This window comes from Ancylobacter aquaticus (genome assembly GCF_004339465.1).
GTDB lineage: Bacteria > Pseudomonadota > Alphaproteobacteria > Rhizobiales > Xanthobacteraceae > Ancylobacter > Ancylobacter aquaticus.
In genome coordinates this window covers 1,720,385-1,737,594 of the sequence record NZ_SMFY01000001.1, presented here as the reverse complement: position 1 = coordinate 1,737,594, position 17,210 = coordinate 1,720,385, and the positions used below count along the sequence as shown (strand labels likewise).

Annotated in this window: 17 protein-coding genes; 7 read left to right on the top strand and 10 right to left on the bottom strand. The window is 68.1% G+C overall.

Features of this window, described 5'->3' with window-relative positions:
* Positions 1-86: 86 nt before the first annotated feature.
* Positions 87-536, bottom strand: coding sequence for a VanZ family protein (locus EV667_RS08050; RefSeq protein WP_245516029.1), 450 nt, complete (start codon positions 534-536; stop codon positions 87-89).
* Positions 537-801: 265 nt separating this feature from the next.
* Here EV667_RS08050 and EV667_RS23055 point away from each other — a divergent pair, with 265 nt between their 5' ends.
* The gene (locus tag EV667_RS23055; RefSeq protein WP_280960220.1) at positions 802-927 is read left to right on the top strand and encodes a hypothetical protein; all 126 of its coding nucleotides are present in this window, start codon (positions 802-804) and stop codon (positions 925-927) included.
* Between the two features lie 128 nt (positions 928-1,055).
* Here EV667_RS23055 and EV667_RS08045 read toward each other — a convergent pair whose 3' ends face one another.
* Positions 1,056-2,165, bottom strand: a complete 1,110-nt coding sequence (locus EV667_RS08045; protein ID WP_131834722.1) for a polyamine ABC transporter substrate-binding protein — start codon at positions 2,163-2,165, stop codon at positions 1,056-1,058.
* 115 nt (positions 2,166-2,280) lie between these two features.
* Positions 2,281-3,690: a glutamine synthetase family protein gene (locus EV667_RS08040; RefSeq protein ID WP_245516028.1), complete on the bottom strand. Its 1,410-nt coding sequence runs from the start codon at positions 3,688-3,690 to the stop codon at positions 2,281-2,283.
* A 203-nt stretch (positions 3,691-3,893) separates the two neighbouring features.
* Between EV667_RS08040 and EV667_RS08035 the strand changes: the two genes are divergently transcribed.
* Entirely contained in the window at positions 3,894-5,273 is a 1,380-nt protein-coding gene (locus tag EV667_RS08035) for an aspartate aminotransferase family protein (protein WP_131834721.1), read from the top strand.
* Between the two features lie 67 nt (positions 5,274-5,340).
* Positions 5,341-6,720 (top strand): transaminase, encoded by a 1,380-nt coding sequence (locus EV667_RS08030; RefSeq protein WP_131834720.1) that lies wholly within the window; start codon positions 5,341-5,343, stop codon positions 6,718-6,720.
* Positions 6,721-6,750: 30 nt separating this feature from the next.
* Here the strand turns inward: EV667_RS08030 and EV667_RS08025 are convergent, their stop codons facing one another.
* Positions 6,751-7,089: a rhodanese-like domain-containing protein gene (locus tag EV667_RS08025; RefSeq protein WP_131834719.1), complete on the bottom strand. Its 339-nt coding sequence runs from the start codon at positions 7,087-7,089 to the stop codon at positions 6,751-6,753.
* 76 nt (positions 7,090-7,165) lie between these two features.
* Complete coding sequence (locus tag EV667_RS08020; protein WP_131834718.1) at positions 7,166-8,173, bottom strand: DMT family transporter; 1,008 nt, start codon at positions 8,171-8,173, stop codon at positions 7,166-7,168.
* 239 nt (positions 8,174-8,412) lie between these two features.
* Between EV667_RS08020 and EV667_RS08015 the strand changes: the two genes are divergently transcribed.
* On the top strand, positions 8,413-9,279 hold the full coding sequence (locus tag EV667_RS08015; protein ID WP_131834717.1) for a LysR substrate-binding domain-containing protein: 867 nt from the start codon (positions 8,413-8,415) through the stop codon (positions 9,277-9,279).
* A 78-nt stretch (positions 9,280-9,357) separates the two neighbouring features.
* Positions 9,358-10,578 carry a chromate efflux transporter gene (gene chrA / locus EV667_RS08010; RefSeq protein ID WP_207907686.1) on the top strand — a complete coding sequence of 407 codons (1,221 nt, stop codon included), beginning with the start codon at positions 9,358-9,360 and terminating at the stop codon, positions 10,576-10,578.
* Positions 10,579-10,634: 56 nt separating this feature from the next.
* Here chrA and EV667_RS08005 read toward each other — a convergent pair whose 3' ends face one another.
* Positions 10,635-11,405: an SDR family NAD(P)-dependent oxidoreductase gene (locus EV667_RS08005; RefSeq protein WP_131834716.1), complete on the bottom strand. Its 771-nt coding sequence runs from the start codon at positions 11,403-11,405 to the stop codon at positions 10,635-10,637.
* A 314-nt stretch (positions 11,406-11,719) separates the two neighbouring features.
* Here EV667_RS08005 and EV667_RS08000 point away from each other — a divergent pair, with 314 nt between their 5' ends.
* Together EV667_RS08000 and EV667_RS07995 are read left to right on the top strand one after the other, a co-directional pair.
* A complete protein-coding gene (locus EV667_RS08000; protein ID WP_131834715.1) occupies positions 11,720-12,313 on the top strand; it encodes a protease inhibitor Inh/omp19 family protein in 594 nt (197 codons plus the stop codon).
* A 315-nt stretch (positions 12,314-12,628) separates the two neighbouring features.
* On the top strand, positions 12,629-12,865 hold the full coding sequence (locus tag EV667_RS07995) for a transferase (RefSeq protein WP_131834714.1): 237 nt from the start codon (positions 12,629-12,631) through the stop codon (positions 12,863-12,865).
* Positions 12,866-12,913: 48 nt separating this feature from the next.
* Here the strand turns inward: EV667_RS07995 and pssA are convergent, their stop codons facing one another.
* From pssA to EV667_RS07975, 4 genes are all read right to left on the bottom strand, one after another.
* A complete protein-coding gene (pssA, locus tag EV667_RS07990; protein ID WP_131834713.1) occupies positions 12,914-13,795 on the bottom strand; it encodes a CDP-diacylglycerol--serine O-phosphatidyltransferase in 882 nt (293 codons plus the stop codon).
* A gap of 22 nt (positions 13,796-13,817) precedes the next feature.
* Positions 13,818-14,516: a phosphatidylserine decarboxylase gene (locus EV667_RS07985; protein WP_165901566.1), complete on the bottom strand. Its 699-nt coding sequence runs from the start codon at positions 14,514-14,516 to the stop codon at positions 13,818-13,820.
* A gap of 136 nt (positions 14,517-14,652) precedes the next feature.
* Entirely contained in the window at positions 14,653-16,581 is a 1,929-nt protein-coding gene (locus EV667_RS07980) for an ABCB family ABC transporter ATP-binding protein/permease (RefSeq protein ID WP_131834711.1), read from the bottom strand.
* Positions 16,582-16,687: 106 nt separating this feature from the next.
* Positions 16,688-17,083, bottom strand: coding sequence for an ArsR/SmtB family transcription factor (locus tag EV667_RS07975; protein WP_131834710.1), 396 nt, complete (start codon positions 17,081-17,083; stop codon positions 16,688-16,690).
* Positions 17,084-17,210: the final 127 nt, after the last annotated feature.

The following is a 17,210-nucleotide window of genomic DNA, read 5'->3' as shown; positions in this document are numbered from 1 at the left end:
TCCGCAGCTTTGCTCCGGTTACGCGGGCGCGGCGGCGGTGGATCAAATGGCGGAGCCGGTCGCGACGCTGGCGGCGGTCACCCGGCTCAGGGACGAGTCGTTCCGACAGGCGCATGTTGCGAGGTAGATCTGGCTCGCGAGGCGCCGCTGTACTGCCTGCGCAGATGGCTGATGATGCGGGCCGCCACCGTGCCCATGAGGAGGCCGGCGAGCGCCCCTCCGCCGCTCATGAAAAAGTCGCTCCATGTCGAGGTGCGGCCCGGCGAGAGTTGCTGAAGCACCTCCATAAGACCGCCCAGGCCGATCAGGGCGACGCCTGCCACCAGTAGCACCCTGCCCCGCGAGCGGAAGGCGAGCGCCATCAGGCCACCCGTTCCCCAATAGGCGAGGAAGTGGTCGGTGCCATCCGGAATGCCTGTGGTCGGCATCTCCCGAGACGGCAGCAAGGAAAGAACCACGATCATGAGCAGGCAGGCAAAGGCCGCTCCGTAGAGCAGAAGATTGACGGCGGGCGGCACGGGAGCAGGCTTGTTCATGGCTGCCGCATATAGCATCACCTTAGGGATTGCAGGGCGCCGATCATCACAATCGCCGGAGCACGGGCACGCCGCACGCTTGCGCCCACGACACGGGCGGACGAAACGCTCCGGGCGCCTCAATGGCGACGCATTGGCACAGTAGAATTCCCATCGTCGCTCTTGCGGCCAGCCCCGTCTGAAAGACGCCGGGCTTTTCTTCACTCACACATTCGACGCACCAGCGTCAGCCGCCGACCACAGGTCGAAGCGGCCAAGAGGATATATGCGTACTCAAAAGCTCACCCAGCCCGCGCCCGCCATTGTCCGCTCCAGCCAGGAGTGGAAGCCGGAGCCCTGCGGCCTCACGCGCGAGCAAATCCGCGCCATCATCATCGAGCAGATCGGCTAGGGCACGGACCAGGCTTCCGCGGACAGACCGCACCCTCAAAGCCTGGGATCGTACCCTCCACCCCAACAAAAAGGCCGGGACGGGTCCCGGCCTTTCGCGTCAAAATCTGAGCGCTGCTCAGATACCGCTCAACGGCCGCGCTTGAAGTCGCCCCAGGTGCGGGTGACGACGCGCTGCACCTTCTGCGGATAGGTGGTGACGGTGAACAGCTTGTCCTGCGTCTCCTTGTCCGGATAGATCGCCGGGTTGTCGAGGATCGCCTTGTCGATGAACTTCTGCGATTCAAGATTGCCGTTGGCGTAGGAGATGTAGTCGGAGTTCTTCGCCGCCACTTCGGGCTTCATCATGTAGTTGATGAACGCCAGCGCTTCTTCCGGATGCGGGGCATCCTTCGGGATCGCGAAGTTGTCGAACCACATCAGCGCGCCTTCCTTGGGGATGATGTATTCGATGTTGATCGGCGGCTTGCCGGTCTTCTCGGCGGCTTCCTCGGCGCGGGCCTTGGCCTGGAACACGTCGCCCGACCAGCCGAGCGCGATGCAGATGTCGCCGCCGGCCAGCGCGTTGATGTAGCCCGAGCTGTCGAACTTGCGGATGAAGGGACGGATCGGCGCAAGCAGCTTGCCGGCGGCTTCGATTTCCTTCGGGTCCTTGGAGTTCGGGTCCTTGCCGAGATAGCGCAGCGCGGTCGGTATCACCTCTTCCGGGCCGTCCAGCATGTAGACGCCGCAATCCTTCAGCTTGCTCAGGATTTCCGGCTTGAACAGGATGTCCCAGCTGTTGAGCGGGATGTCGCCAAGGCGCTCCTTCACCTTGTCGACATTCATGCCGATGCCGGTGGTGCCCCACATGTAGTTCACGGCATATTCGTTGCCGGGATCGTAGACGGCGAGACGATCGGAGATCAGCGGCCACTGATACTGCAGGTTCGGCAGCTTGGCCTTGTCGAGCTTCAGGAACACGCCAGCCTGAATCTGGCGCTGCAGGAACGAACCCGTCGGCACCACCACGTCATAGCCAGTCTTGCCGCCAAGGAGCTTGGTCTCCAGCACCTCATTGGAATCGAACACGTCGTACCGGACCTTGATGCCGGTTTCCTTGGTGAACGCCGCCAGCACCGACTCGTCGATATAGTCAGACCAGTTGTAGACGTTCACGACCTTGTCCTGCGCCGAGGCCGGCGCGATCGCCAGCGCCGTCAACAGGCCTGCCGCGATGGTCGTCAGGAGGCGAGACATCCGATTCTCCTCGGGAAATGGGTTTCTTGAATGGAACGCAAACCACGTCGGACCAAGGCTAGAGCGTCGACCGTCTCTGCTCAAGCCATGACAGTGCTCGCAAACCCGGCAGGGCTCACAAATAAGTCTCGTACTCCAGCGGGTTGATCCGCCGCTCGAAGGCGAACAGCTCCGCCTCCTTCATGATGGCGAAGACGCGCTGATATTCCGCCCCGAAGGACCGCGCCACGAAATCGGAGCGACCGAAAGCGCGGATGGCGTCTCCCATGTCGTAGGACAGATGCGGCGCCTCCTGCTCATAGGCATTGCCGGTCAGCGGCGGCGGCGGTTCCAGCGCGCGCTCGATGCCCTCCAGCATGCCGGCGAGGATCGCCGCCAGCACGAGATGGGGATGGGCGTCGGCGCCGGCGATGCGATGCTCAAGCCGGCGCGCCTTGGGCGGCCCGTTCGGCACCCGCACCGCGACGGCGCGGTTGTCGAAGCCCCACGAGATGCTGGTGGGGGCGTAGCTGCCCGGCACGAGCCGGCGGAAGCCGTTATAGCTCGGCACGTAGAGCACGGCGGTGTCGGCCATGGTGTCGAGCAGCCCCGCCGCGCATTGCCGCAGCAGGCGCTCGCCGGCCTCGCCCGCACCGAAGGCGTTGTGGCCCTCGCCATCGGTCAGGCTCACATGCACATGCATGCCCGAGCCGGCGAAGTCGAGGAACGGCTTGGCCATGAAGCTGGCGCGCACGCCATGCTTGCGGGCCACGCCGTCGATCAGGCGACGCAGCAAAATGGCGTCGTCCGCCGCCGCCATCGGATCACGGCGGTGATAGAGGTTCACCTCATACTGACCCGGCGCCGCCTCGGAAATCACCGTATCGGCCGGCAGACCCTGGATGCGGGCGGCCTCGCGCACGTCGTGCAGCAGGGGAGCATAGGCGTCGAGATCGGACATGGAATACATGTTCTGCCGCGCCGGCCCGCCCACTGAGGCGGGAAACACCGGCTCGGGTAGGCCGTTCGGCCCGGGCGCTGGCTTTAGCAGATAGAACTCCAGCTCGAACGCGACACAGGGGAACAGCCCCAGCGCGGCCAGACGATTCACCTGCGCTTCCAGCTTGTGGCGCGGGTCGAGGTCCCACGGCCGCTCGCCGCCCCGCCCGTCCGGCTCGTACATAGAGAGCATCACCTGCGCCGCCGGGCGCGGCGACCACGGCACCGGCTTCAGCGTGCCCGGCACAGGGCGGCAGATGCCGTCGCGGTCGCCGGTTTCGATATGGATGCCGGTTTCCTCGACCTCGCGCCCCCAGATGTCGAGGCCGAAGATGGAGAGCGGGATAGCGACGCCATCGCCCCAGATCTTGCCTCCCGCCCCGCCGGGAATCCATTTGCCGCGCAGCACGCCATGGGTGTCGGGCAGCAGAACCTCGACGATTTCGGGCGCGCCGTTGGCGGCGACATAGGCGCCGAATTCATCGATCTGCGGAACGGTTTCGCGCGCAGCGGCCGTGGCGTCTTCCACGGCTTCGGGCAATGGCATGATCCACCTGGTAAACGTCGATAGGTCAAATCTGGGCACGGCACAGGGGCGTCGGTCAAGCCGCCCGCACGCTCCCGCGCTGGCGGCCTGCCGGCCCCGGAGCCCTGCCGGGCGCACTTGTGCCACGCCGAATGGCTTGACGCACGCGAAATGTGATCACATTCTGCACCTCAAACCTCCTCCCCTCCGCGCGAGTGCACGTCATGACCCAGCCCAAATCCACGAGCGAGCTGCGTGCGCTCGACGCGGCCCATCACCTTCACCCGTTCAGCGACATGAAGACGTTGAACGAGGAGGGTTCGCGCATCGTGGTGAAGGCGGAAGGCGTCTGGCTGACCGACTCGGACGGCAACCGCATTCTCGACGGCATGTCCGGCCTGTGGTGCGTGAATGTCGGCTACGGGCAGGAGGAGATCGTCGAGGCTGTGGCGGCGCAGCTGCGCGAGCTGCCCTATTACAACACCTTCTTCAAGACCACCCACCGGCCGGCCATCGAGCTGTCCGCCAAGCTGGCCGAGCTCACCCCGCCGCAGTTCAACAAGGTGTTCTTCACCGGCTCCGGCTCGGAGTCCAACGACACGGTGATCAAGCTGGTCCGCCGCTTCTTCCAGATCAAGGAAAAGCCGGAAAAGAAGATCATCATCTCCCGGCGCAACGCCTATCACGGCTCCACCGTCGCCGCCGGCAGCCTTGGCGGCATGGCGCCGATGCACGGGCAGAGCGCGCCGATCCCCGACATCCTCCACATCGCCCAGCCCTATTGGTGGGGCGAGGCCCGCCAAGGCGAGACGCCGGAGGAATTCGGCCTGCGCACCGCCCGCGCGCTGGAAGCCACCATCGACGCCATGGGCGAGGACCGCATCGCCGCCTTCATCGCCGAGCCGATCCAGGGCGCCGGCGGCGTCATCATCCCGCCCGCCACCTATTGGCCGGAAGTCGCCCGCATCTGCCGCGAGCGCGACATCCTGTTCATCTCCGACGAGGTCATCTGCGGGTTCGGGCGCACCGGCAGTTGGTTCGGCTGCGAGGCTTTCGGCACCGAGCCGGACATTCTCGTCATGGCCAAGGGCATCACCTCCGGCTACATGCCGCTCGGCGGCGTGATGGTGGCGGACCGGGTAGCGGAAGTGCTGCATGAAGGCGGCGACTTCAACCACGGCTACACCTATTCCGGCCACCCCGCCGCCTGCGCCGCCGCGCTGGCCAATCTCGCCATCATGCAGCGCGAAGACCTCATCGGTCGGGTTGCCAACGATGTCGGCCCCTATCTCAAGGCCCGCTGGAGCGCTCTGGCCGAACATCCGCTGGTGGGTGAGGCGCCGATGATGGGCCTTGTCGGCGCTCTGGAGCTGACGCCCGACAAGGCCGGCCGCACCAAATTCCCCGATGTAGGCAAGGCCGGCACGCTGGCGCGGGACTTCTCGTTCAAGAACAACCTCGTCATGCGCGCCGTGCGCGACCGACTGATCATCGCCCCGCCGCTGGTCATCTCGCATGAGGAATGCGACGAGCTGGTCGCCCGCGTGCGCAAGACGCTGGACGAGACCTTTGCCGAGCTCAAGCGCTGGGGTTGGGTGCGCTGAGAGGCGACGCCTTGCCGGCGGAAACGTGCTTATATCGCCCGCAGGCAGCAACACGCACGGGCCCGACATGAATGCTGTGACCTCGATCAGCGATGGACCGGGCGTCAGCCCGGCCCGCACCGCCGCGCTGCGGGCGGAGGCGGAAGCGCTCTATCTCGGCACCCGCCCGAAGACGCGCGCCGCCGCCGAGGCCGCCGCGCATCTGCTGGACGGCGTGCCCATGCACTGGATGGTCGACTGGTCGACGCCGGTGCCACTGGTGATCGCCGAAGCCAACGGCGCCCGGCTCATCGACATTGACGGCCATTCCTACGATGATTTCTGCCTTGGCGACACCGCCGCGCTGTTCGGTCACGGACCGACCCCGGTCGCGCAGGCACTCATTCGGCAGGCGAGCGCCGGGCTCGCCACTATGCTGCCGAGCCCGGACGCCGCTATGGTCGGCGACCTGCTGAGCGAGCGCTTCGGCCTGGCCTACTGGCAGATCGCCACCACCGCCACCGACGCCAACCGTTTTGCCCTCCGCGCCGCCCGCGCCGCCACCGGGCGCCCGCGCATCCTCGTCTTCGATGGCGCCTATCACGGCGCGGTGGACGAGACCTTCGTCGAAATCGGGCCGGACGGGCGCGTCGGCAACCGCCCGGCCTTGATGGGCGAGCCGCGCGACCTCACGAAGCTCACCCGCGTCGTGCCGTTCAACGATCTCGACGCGCTGGAGACGGCACTGGCCGACCGCACCGTGGCCTGCGTCATTACCGAGCCGGTGATGACCAACTGCGCCATGGTGCTGCCCCAACCCGGCTTTCATGAGGGGCTGCGCGAGATCACCCGCCGGCACGGCACGCTGCTGCTGATCGACGAGACGCACACGCTCTCCACCGGGCCGGGAGGCTATACGCGCGCCTATGGGCTGGAGCCGGACATGTTCGTCGCCGGCAAGGCGGTCGCCGGCGGCATTCCCGCCGCCGTCTGGGGCATGAACGAAGAGGTCGCCGAGCGCTTCCGCAGCGCACGGATCAACCGGCCCGACGGCCATTCCGGCATGGGCACCACCTTGTCGGGCAGCCCGCTGCAGCTTGCCGCCCTGCGCGCCAATCTGGAGCAGGTTGCCACCGACGAGGCCTATGCGCAGATGAACCGCCTCGCCGACCGCATGGAGGCGGGGCTGGCGCAGGTGCTGGCGCAGGCCCGCCTGCCCTGGCACGTCGCCCGCTGCGGCGCGCGGGTGGAAGTGGTGCGCGCGCCCTTTCCGCTCACCGACGGACGGCAGGCCAAGGGCGCGCATTATCCGGCGCTGGAGGCCACGACCCATCTCGCGCTTCTGGTGCGCGGCGTGCTGATCTCGCCCTTCCACGACATGATGCTTGCCTCCCCCGCCACCTCGGAGGCCCAGGTTGAGCGGCTGGTCGAGGCGACGGCGCAGGTTGTCGGCAGGCTGACGGAATAGGCCCGCGCCCGAAGCCGCGCGCGGGATCGATCAGCCCTTGTCTGTCGGGAAGCCGGCATCCTTCCAGGCGAGAATGCCGCCCGCCATGTGGCGGTGAAGGTCGACGCCGGCGGCCTGCGCGGCGGCGGCAGCCTTCTGCGAGCGCTGGCCGGAGCGGCAGGAGAAGACCAGCGTCTTGTCGCCGGGGTCCGGCAGGGCGGCCGCGTCGAAGCTCGACAGCGGAAACTCGACCGCGCCAGGAATGCGCTCGGCGGCCAGCTCGTTCGGCTCCCGCACATCGACGAGAAGGATAGTGCCGTCATCGAGGCCGGCCTTCACCTCCTCGACCGTCAGATTCTCGATCACGCCACCGAACGGATTGGGCTGCATCGTCGTGCTCCTTGGCTGATGGCAGGACGTAGTCCCGCCGGCCGCGTCACGCAAGCCCGTCGCCTCAACGTCTCGCTCAGCCGGGCCGCGCCGTGGTGACGCCGGCGACGACGAGCAGCCCCCCCACCAGAACCACCAGCGAGGGCACCTCGCCGAACAGCAGGGCTGCCAGCGCAGTGCCGACCACGATCTGCAGCAGCAGCACGACCGAGATGACCCCCGCCGGCAGCCGGCCCAGCGCAAACGTAGCCAGCCCCTGCCCCGTGGCATGGGCGATCAGGCCGAGCCCGATCACCGCCAGCAGCCCCTGCAGCGACTGCGGGATCAGCGTCTCCCCGCTCGCCACCGCCCAGCCGAGGCAGACAACGGCGCCTGTCGCGCTGGCGATCAGCGAAACCATGCCGCCGCCGAGCGGCACCGCGTCGCCGCGCCCGGCCCGGCGCACCGCGCGCGTTGCGAGCATGTAGCTGGCATAGGCCAGCGCCGCCCCGACGCAGAGGATGTCGCCGGCGACGCTCACCGCATAGGTTCCGGGACGGCTTCCGCCCACGGCGCTCGACCCGATGATGATGGCCGTGCCGGTCAGCGCCAGCACCAGTGCCACCATCAGCCCCCGCGTCGGCCGCTCGCGCAGGATCAGCCAGCCGAAGGCGAATACGAACACAACGGCGAGGTTGCCGAGCAGCAGCGCGTTGGCGGTGCTCGTCAGCGCCAGCCCCTTGTGGAACACGATCAGATCGGCACCAAAGAACAGCCCGGCCAGCATCGCCAGAAGCACCTGGCGCAGCGAGGGGCGAAGGGCGGTGGCGCCGGCGAGGCGGGCATGGCGGACCCGCGAGCGATGCTCGGCATAGGCCCAGACCATCGCGGGCCCGAGCGCGAAGAACAGGCGCCAGAACCCGATGGCAGCCGGGCCGGCATCGGCAAGGCGCACCAGCGGTGCCGAAAAGCCGATGCACATCGCCGCCAGGATCACCGCCAGGAAGGCCTGACGCCGCAGCTGCGTGTCGCGGACCATGGACGGGCTGGGATCGGGCAGAATCCCAAGCAAGGGCTCGATCACGGCGGCTGGGGGCGGAGACATTGCCGAACTCGACAGGTGCAATAAAGCTGAAGGCGGTGCATAGGCCCGGCCGCGAACGGCGCGGCGGCCCGCGCTGGTGCGGATTTGGGTCGGCAGGCCCGGCCCAGAACCGCCTGTCTACCGCGCGGTTTGATATCGCGAAAGCGAGTTTATTTTGTCATTCCATCATCGTTTCTGATATGAATGCCTATCGCGTGGCGGAGCGCGGAAAATCCTCATCCGGCGGACCGGAGGGCGCGATGCGACATCTCGACACCGAATCGCTTGGCATGCTGATCGCCATCGTCGACACGGGCGGGTTCACGGCGGCGGCCGAGCGTGTTGGCCGCACCCAATCGGCGGTCTCGGCCCGCATTGCCCAGCTTGAAGACAATCTCGGCGTGCGGCTGCTGGAGCGCTCGCGGCGCGGCATCTCGCTCACCGAGACGGGGGAGCGCCTGGTGGCCCATGCGCGCCGGCTGCTGGCCTATGAGAGCGAAGCGCTGGCCGATCTCAAGGGCGGAACCCCGGAGGGCAGTGTGCGTGTCGGGATGCCGGACGACTATGTCGACGCCTATTTCACCCCCACTATTGCCCGTTTCGCCGCCGCCTATCCGCGCGTCGAGATTTCCATCCGTGCCGACCTCTCCAAGCATATCGAGCCGGAGGTGGATCGCGGCCATATCGACGTCGCTCTACTGACGCGTGACAGCGCCCGGCCGACCGGCGAACTCATCAAGCGCGAAAAGCTGCTCTGGCTGGCGGCGCGCGGCTATCGGCCCGAGCGCAATTCGCCGCTACCGCTGGCGCTGTTTCCCACCGGCTGCCGCGCGCGCCCGCACATTGCCTCCAGCCTCGACAAGGCGGGGCTGAGCTGGCGCGTGGCCTGCACCTCCTCCTCGCAGGGCGGCATTCATTCCGCGATCGAGACCGGGCTGTGCATCACCGCCCTGCCCGAATGTGCCGCCCCGTCGGACTGGCGCCGTCTTGGGCCGGCGGAGGGGCTGCCGCCGCTGCCCGATATCGAGGTGGCGCTGTTCCTTGCCCCCGCGGCCTCTTCGGCCGCCCGCCGCCTCGCCGACATGCTGCGCGCGGCGCTCGCCATGCCGGTGGTGGAAGCCGCCTGAGGCGACCCCACTGGCGCGTCCCCGCGCGTCATTGAAAATTCACATGCACTTCACAGGGCAGCGCGTTAGTGCTGCGCCATGAACGAAACGCCCGCCCCTGCGCCGACGGATAAAGGAACGATCTGCGAAGTGTTCCTCGCCTTTCTGCGTCTCGGCCTGACCTCGTTCGGCGGGCCGGTGGCGCATCTCGGCTTCTTCCGCGAGGATCTGGTGAAGCGCCGCCAGTGGCTGAGCGAGGAGAGCTACGCCAGCCTCGTCGCACTCTGCCAGTTCCTGCCCGGCCCGGCCTCCAGCCAGGTCGGCATGGCCATCGGGCTCATGCGCGCCGGGCCGGCCGGCATGGCGGCGGCATGGATCGCGTTCACCCTGCCCTCGGCGCTGCTCATGTTCGCCTTCGCCTATGGGGTGATGCACGCAGATGCCGCCGGCCTCGGCGGTGGGTGGCTCGCCGGGCTCAAGGTGGCGGCGGCGGCGATTGTCGCCGACGCAGTGCTCGGCATGGCGAAGACGCTCTGCCCGGACCGGCCCCGACGCAGCCTCGCGCTTGTCGCGGCGGCCGTGGCGGTGCTGGTGCCGGGGGCGCTCGGCCAGATCGGCATCATTGCCGCCGGCGCCCTTGCCGGCCTTGCCTTCATACGGCTGGATGGCACGGCGGTGCGCGAGCCAACCGGGCATTATCTGCCGGGCCGGACGGCCTCGCTGGTCGCCTTCGCGCTGTTCGCGCTCCTGCTCGCCGGCCTGCCGCTGCTGGCGCAGGCCACCGGCAGCGCCGGCGTCTCCTTGTTCGATACGCTCTACCGCGCCGGAGCGCTGGTGTTCGGCGGCGGCCATGTGGTGCTGCCGCTGATCGAGGCCGAGCTGGTGCGGCCCGGCGGGCTGACGCGCGAGGTTTTCCTCGCCGGCTATGGCGCGGCGCAGGCGGTGCCAGGGCCGCTGTTCAGCTTCGCCGCCTATGTCGGCGCCATGATGCCTGTGCCGCCCAATGGCGCGATCGGTGGGTTGCTGGCGCTGGTGGCGGCGTTCCTGCCCTCGGCGCTGCTGGTTTATGGGGCGCTGCGCTTCTGGACCCGGCTGGCGGCCAACCGGCGGGTGCGTGACGGTCTCGCCGGAGTCAATGCCGCCGTGGTCGGCCTGCTTGGCGCAGCGCTCTGGGACCCGGTGGTCACGTCGAGCCTCACCTCGCCCCGCGCCTTCGCGCTGGCCTTGCTCGCCTATCTGGCGCTGGCCCTGTGGCGCGTGCCGGCCTGGGCCGTGGTCGCAGGCGCCGCCCTCGGCGGCGCCGTGCTGCTGCAAACCTAGCTGCAGGCGCTGCTGCAAACCCAAGCTGCAGAAGCGGCTTCCTCAAGCTGCAGAACTCAGCCGCGCGAGACCTTGAAGGGCGAGAAGCTCTGGCAGGTCGCGAAGGCCTGGATGCGATTGATGTTGACGCGCCGCGGCAGGGTGGAAGCGAAGAAGACCTGCTCGGCAATATCCTCGGCGCTCATCGCCTCGGTGCCGGCATAGACATTGTCGGACTTCGCGGCATCGCCGTGGAAACGCACCAGAGAGAACTCGGTCTCGACCATGCCTGGCTCGATATTGGTGACGCGCACGCCGGTGCCGGCGACGTCGGCGATCAGGTTCAGCGCGAACTGCTTCACGAAGGCCTTGGTGGCTCCATAGGTGTTGCCGCCGGGATAGGGATAGTCGCCGGCCACTGAGCCGGTGAACAGCACATGGCCTTCCTTGCGCTCCACCATCGCCGGCAGCGTCGCGCGGATGGTGTAGAGCAGGCCCTTGATGTTGGTCTCGACCATGTCGTCCCAGTCCTTGAGGCTGGCCGCATGGGCCGGCTCCAGCCCCAGAGCGAGGCCGGCATTGGCGAACACCACGTTGAACGGGGCGAAGGCCTCCGGCACGCCGGCGAGCGCCGCGACCAGCGCGTCATTGTCGCGCACGTCCACCTCCAGCGGGTGGAAATGGCTGCCAAGCTCGTCGCGCAGCGCGATCAGCCGGTCGGCACGGCGGCCGGTGCCGACGACGCGGGCGCCCGCCAGCGCGAAGCGCCGGGCGGTGGCGGCGCCGATGCCTGAGGTGGCTCCGGTGACAAGGACACGCAGGGTGGCGGGATCCAGCATCTGATACATGGCGCAGCTCCTTTTCGCTGCAACGCACATAGAACAGTTTGAGACAAAACTGAACGGCGCGCGTGCGCGAGGCCAACGCAAACCTGTTGCGCAGAAGGATGGCGGCGTTAAGCTTTCATTGAGCATAACCGCGCGAAATGTCTCTTCGGGCAAGGCCCGGAGGCGCTATCGGGCGTTGGGGTCACGCTGATGCCATCTTCCCCGGGGAAACAGGGCGGGTGACAGGGACCGTGCGAATGCCAAAGGCGGCGTCGCACGGTGTAGGATTGCAGAAAATGCCCGGCGCGTTCTGCCGGGCGGGGAGTACAGGGCCGATGAAGTGCACCGCCGTCGTCATCACGTCCGCAACCGCCCTGCTTCTGGGCGGATGCAGCACCGTGCTCGACGGGTTCGGCGACAAGGATTCGTCTCCGGTCGAAACGAGCCAGATCACCCCGGCGCCTTCGGGCTCGATCACGAGCGCGCCCTTCCCGGCCCCGACCTCCACGACCTACGGCGCATCGGCCGCCACCGCTGCCGCCGCCGTCACGCCGACCTCGCCGACGACGGCTTCGCCCGTCGCGCTCGCCCCGCCGCCGGCCACCGCCCCGGGCGGTGTCGCCTATGCCGAGCCGGGCGCTGCCCGCACCCAGCTCGCGGGCACCTGGAATTTCAGCTGGGACCAGGGCCAGAAGACCTGCAAGGTCACGCTTTCCACCGAGCGCGGCATGTCCGGCTTTGCCGCAACAGCCAATGTCGACTGCCCGAACGATATCTTCATGACCAAGGGCTGGGACGTGTGGGGCAACGAGATCGTCCTGCAGAACCATGTCGGCAAGGTCACGGCGCGGCTGCAGCCTGCCGGCGCCGGCCAGTATGACGGCGTTGCCACCGGCGACGGCGCCAAGGTGTCGCTCACCCGCACCTGATAGGCCTGCGGGAAAATGACTGGACATGTCCGGTCATTGCGGCGCGGCGGGAGCGTTCCCGGCCGCCCGATCCCGGCATTTTCCCCACCGATGAATACCGTTCGATCCCGCAATTCTCGTCGCCGGACGGGACTATCGTCGTCTCGTCTTGGTAGTGTCTCGTATGGGCCTCACGGTAACAGTGTGAGAACTTGGCCACAGGGGCGTTCACAAGAACGGGAACGCAAATTTTGTTCGTGCGTTTGGAGGTCGGCGCCCCCATTTTATGTATGAGGAAAGCCGATTGATTCGAGATGGCGATCGGAGGATGTTGTGATGCTGCAGTCTGCGAGCGTGACAGTGAAGATTCCGGCGCCCGGCCCGCTGCGCGAGGCCGACCCCCGCATCGCCTATGTCAGGCGCGAGGCCGCCACCGCGGCGCAGCTGATGTCCCAGCATCTCGACCTTGCGCGCCCCGGTTCGGATGCCGAGGCGCTGCGGCTATTGCGGCAGGCCTTTCCCTCCGCGCCGCTCGCCGCGCGGGTCGAGGCGATGAAGGCCCGCGCCCGCTGAGAGCGGGCGTTTCCATTTCCGACTCTGGGTTCAAAAGGCCGCCGGCCGCTAGTTAAGCGGGCCCGGCCGGTCGTCATGCGCGCCGGCGGGGCCCGGCGCGGGGTGAAGCTCGGCAGCAGGGGCATGGGCGCGCCGCGCCTTATAGGCCCGCGACAGCTGGTTGTAGCGCATCACCGAGAAGGGCAGTGCCCCGAGATAGGCGACGCAGATGACGGAGAGCACCGTCCATGGCCACGTCACCAGCACTGCCACGAACAGCACCACGCAGATGAAGAGCGGCATCACCTTGTCGCGCGGGATGCGCGCGCCGAGCCGCTTGCCGGAGAAGGCCGGCAGCTTCGACACCATGAGCAGCGCCATGCCCAGGCAATAGAACGCCGCCAGCGCTGGCGAGGCGACGAGGCGCGGCAGCCCGATCAGTTCCAGATAGACCGGGAGCAGCACGCAGATCGCCCCGGCGGGGGCGGGAACGCCGGTGAAGAAATCGCCGGCGAAAGGCGGCTTGTTGGGGTCTTCCAGCATCACGTTGAAGCGGGCGAGGCGGAGCGCCGCGCAGATCGCAAAGGCCAGCGCGGCGATCCAGCCGACCGAGCCCAGCGTCTCCAGCCCCCACATATAGAGCACCAGACCCGGCGCGACGCCGAAGCACACGAAGTCGGACAGGCTGTCGAGTTCCGCGCCGAAGCGTGAGGTGCCGTGCAGCATGCGCGCCAGCCGGCCGTCGAGCCCGTCCAGCACCGCTGCCAGCACGATGGCGCCGAGCGCCAGCTCCAGCCGGCCCTCGATCGCCATGCGGATGCCGGTGAGGCCGGCGCACAGCGCCAGCAATGTCACCAGGTTCGGCAGCAGCAGCCGGAACGGCACCGCTTGGAAGCGCCGGCGCGGCGGCTCCGGCGCATCGGGCTCGAAGGGAGGGAAGAGATCGGCCATCGCACGCTCGCTGGTTGGAAACTCAATCGACGCGGAATGTCGGCTCGATGCCAAGGGCGGCGCGATCCGCCAGAACGGTTTCGCCCGCGATGGCGCGCTGGCCCTCGGCCACGGCCGGGCGGGTGCCGAGCGGCAGGTAGACATCGACCCGCGAGCCGAAGCGGATCAGCCCGAAGCGCTCGCCCGGCGCCAGCAGGTCGCCCTCGCGCACGAAGCTGACGATGCGCCGCGCCACCAGCCCGGCGATCTGCACCACGCCGACCGCGCCGATGGCGGTGTCGAGCACCATGCCGCTGCGCTCATTGTCCTCGCTCGCCTTGTCGAGATCGGCGCTGAGGAACTTGCCCGGGCGATAGGCGATGCGAGTGATCCGGCCGGCCAGCGGCGCCCGGTTCACATGCACGTCGAACACGTTCATAAAAATGCAGACGCGCGGCAGCGGCATGTCGCCGAGCCCAAGCTCGGCCGGCGGTACGGCGGGGCCGACGAGGCAGACGCGGCCATCGGCGGGGGAGACTACCAGCCCCTCGCGCACCGGCGTCACCCGCTCGGGGTCGCGGAAGAAATAGCAGATCCACACCGTGATCAGCACGCAGATCCAGCCCAGCGGCGCAAACAACCACAGCAACAGCGCCGAAACGCCAGCGCCGATCAGGATGAACGGGTAGCCCTCGCGGTGAATGGGGGCGAGGCCACTGCGGACGGAATCGAGGACGGACATCAACTGGCCTTTCTGCCCGGTGCCCATGGGTCACGCACCGGCTCGTTGCGCGAGAGGTAGGGCGCGCCGGCCCGCCCGTCAAATGCCGGATGCGCGACATGGTTCCGCATGTGCAGCGGAGCCGCCGCAGCCGGCCTCAGGCGGGGACCGCGTCCGCCGTCCCGGCCGGCAGCGTATCCTCGTCCACATCGTCGGCAGCCTTCAGCGTCTCGATGGCGCGCTCCGCCTCGCGCTGGCGCTCCCACATGGAATGGTAGAGGCCGCCGCGCTCCATCAGTTCGCCATGGGTGCCCCGCTCGGCGATGCGCCCGTGCTGCAGCACGATGATCTCGTCGGCGCCCACCACGGTCGACAGGCGATGGGCGATGACCAGCGTGGTGCGCCCGCGCGAGACGCGCTCCAGCGCGTCCTGGATTTCCCGCTCGGTGTGGCTGTCCAGCGCCGAGGTCGCCTCGTCGAGGATGAGGATGGGCGGGTCCTTGAGGATGGTGCGGGCGATGGCGACGCGCTGCTTCTCGCCGCCGGAGAGCTTGAGCCCACGCTCGCCGACCTCGGTGGCGTAGCCCTTGGGCGTGCGGCGCACGAAGCCGTCGATCTGTGCCAGCTCCGCCGCCCGCGCCACCTCTTCGTCGGACGCGCCGGAGCGGCCGTAGCGGATGTTGTAGCCGAGCGTGTCGTTGAACAGCACCGTGTCCTGCGGCACCATGCCGATGGCGGCGCGCAGGCTCGCCTGCGTCACCTCGCGCACATCCTGCCCGTCGACCAGGATGCGGCCGGCATTGATGTCGTAGAAGCGGTAAAGCAGCCGCGAGATGGTCGACTTTCCCGCCCCGGACGGCCCGACGATTGCCACCGTGCGCCCCGCCGGCACCTCGAAGCTGACGCCCTTGAGGATTTCGCGCTCCGGATCGTAGGAGAAGCGCACATCCTCGAAGCGCACCGTGCCGCCCTTCATTTCCAGCGGATGGGCGCTCGCGCGGTCGCGGATTTCCGGTGCGCGGGCGAGGATGGCGAACATCGCCTCGATGTCGATCAGCGACTGCTTGATCTCGCGGTAGATCATGCCGAGGAAGTTCAGCGGCTGGTAGAGCTGGATCATCATGGCGTTGACCATGACGAAGGAGCCGACCGACTGCCGCCCGGCGCGGATATCCAGCACGCACAGCGCCATGACGGCGGTGAGGCCGAGGGTGAAGATCGCCGCCTGCCCGGCATTCAGCCACGCCAGCGAGGTGTGGGTGGTGACGGTGGCGCGCTCATAGCGGGCCATGGAGCGGTCGTAGCGATCCGCCTCCCACTTCTCGGCGCCGAAATACTTCACCGTCTCGTAGTTCAGCAGGCTGTCCACCGCCTTGGCGTTGGCGTCGGTGTCGCTCTCGTTCATCGCCGCGCGGATGCCCATGCGGTACTCGGTCATCACGAAGGTGAAGAGCGTGTAGGCGAGGATCATGCCGACCGTGGCCGCGACATAGCGCCAGTCGAACTGCCAGAACAGCACGCCGATCACCATCGCGAATTCGAGGATCGTCGGCCCCAGATGCAGCACCAGCATCCGCACGATGGTCTCGATGCCCTCGCGCGAGCGCTCCAGAACGCGCGTCAGGCCGCCGGTCTTGCGTTCCAGATGGAAGCGCAGGGAGAGCGCGTGCATGTGCTGGAAGGTTTCCAGCGCGAGACGGCGCACCGCGTGGATCGCCACCTTGGCGAACAGGCCGTCGCGCCACTGGGTCAGGCTGGCCATGACGATGCGCGTCAAGCCATAGGCGAGCGTGAGCATCAGCGGCCCGGCGATGAGCCAGGCGATGGTGTCGGTGGAGATGCGGGCCCCCTCGCCCTCCGCCACCGCGTCGGTCGCCCATTTGAAGAAGAAGGGCGTCGACATGGTGGCGATCTTGGCGAGGACCAGCAGCAGCAGCCCCCACACGACGCGGGTGCGCAGATCCGCCCGGTCGGCCGGCCAGAGATAGGGCCACAGCCCCCTCAGCGCGACGAGAAGGCTGCCGCGTGGGTTGATCTCGGAGGCGGTGGAGGCGCGCGCGGCGGCGGGGGCCTGGGGAGCAGACATGCGTATTTCCGTTCTTCTCACTCGCGGGCGTCGCCGCCCGGGTCTCGTCGTCGTAAGGGGCCGTGCCAATGTCGGTCGTCGTCACGCAGATGGGGACGCGGGTCCCTCAGACCAGTGCGTCTGCGCGCGCATCAGGGTTGCCTGCCTCGTTGCCGGCCTCGCGCCCGTCCTGTCCCTCCGCCGGTGTGGTAGCGAGACAAGCGAAGAGCGCCAGCATTTCGCCGGCCAGCGTCGCCACCGTGTCACGGTCGAGGCAGTAGCAGGAACGCGGGCCTTCGATGGTGCCGGTGATCAGCCCCGCCTCCTTCAGCACTTTGAGGTGCTGCGAGACGGTGGACTGCGCGAGGGTAAGCCCGCGCACGATCTGCCCGCACTGGCAGCGCTCGGTCTGCGCCAGCGCCCGCACGATGGCGAGCCGCGCCGGATGCGCCAGCGCCCGCAGGCGCAGCGCCAGCATGTCGTCGGAATCGGGAGAGGGGTCGTCGGCAGACATCATCGCCATCGTTTATCGTCGATAGACGATGATTTCAAGACAGCTCTTCTCGGGCACGCCGAGGGCGCTGCCGTGGAAACGGATCGCCCGCCCGGCCATTTGCACCCGGAGGCGGGCGATGCCATGTGAGGATCAT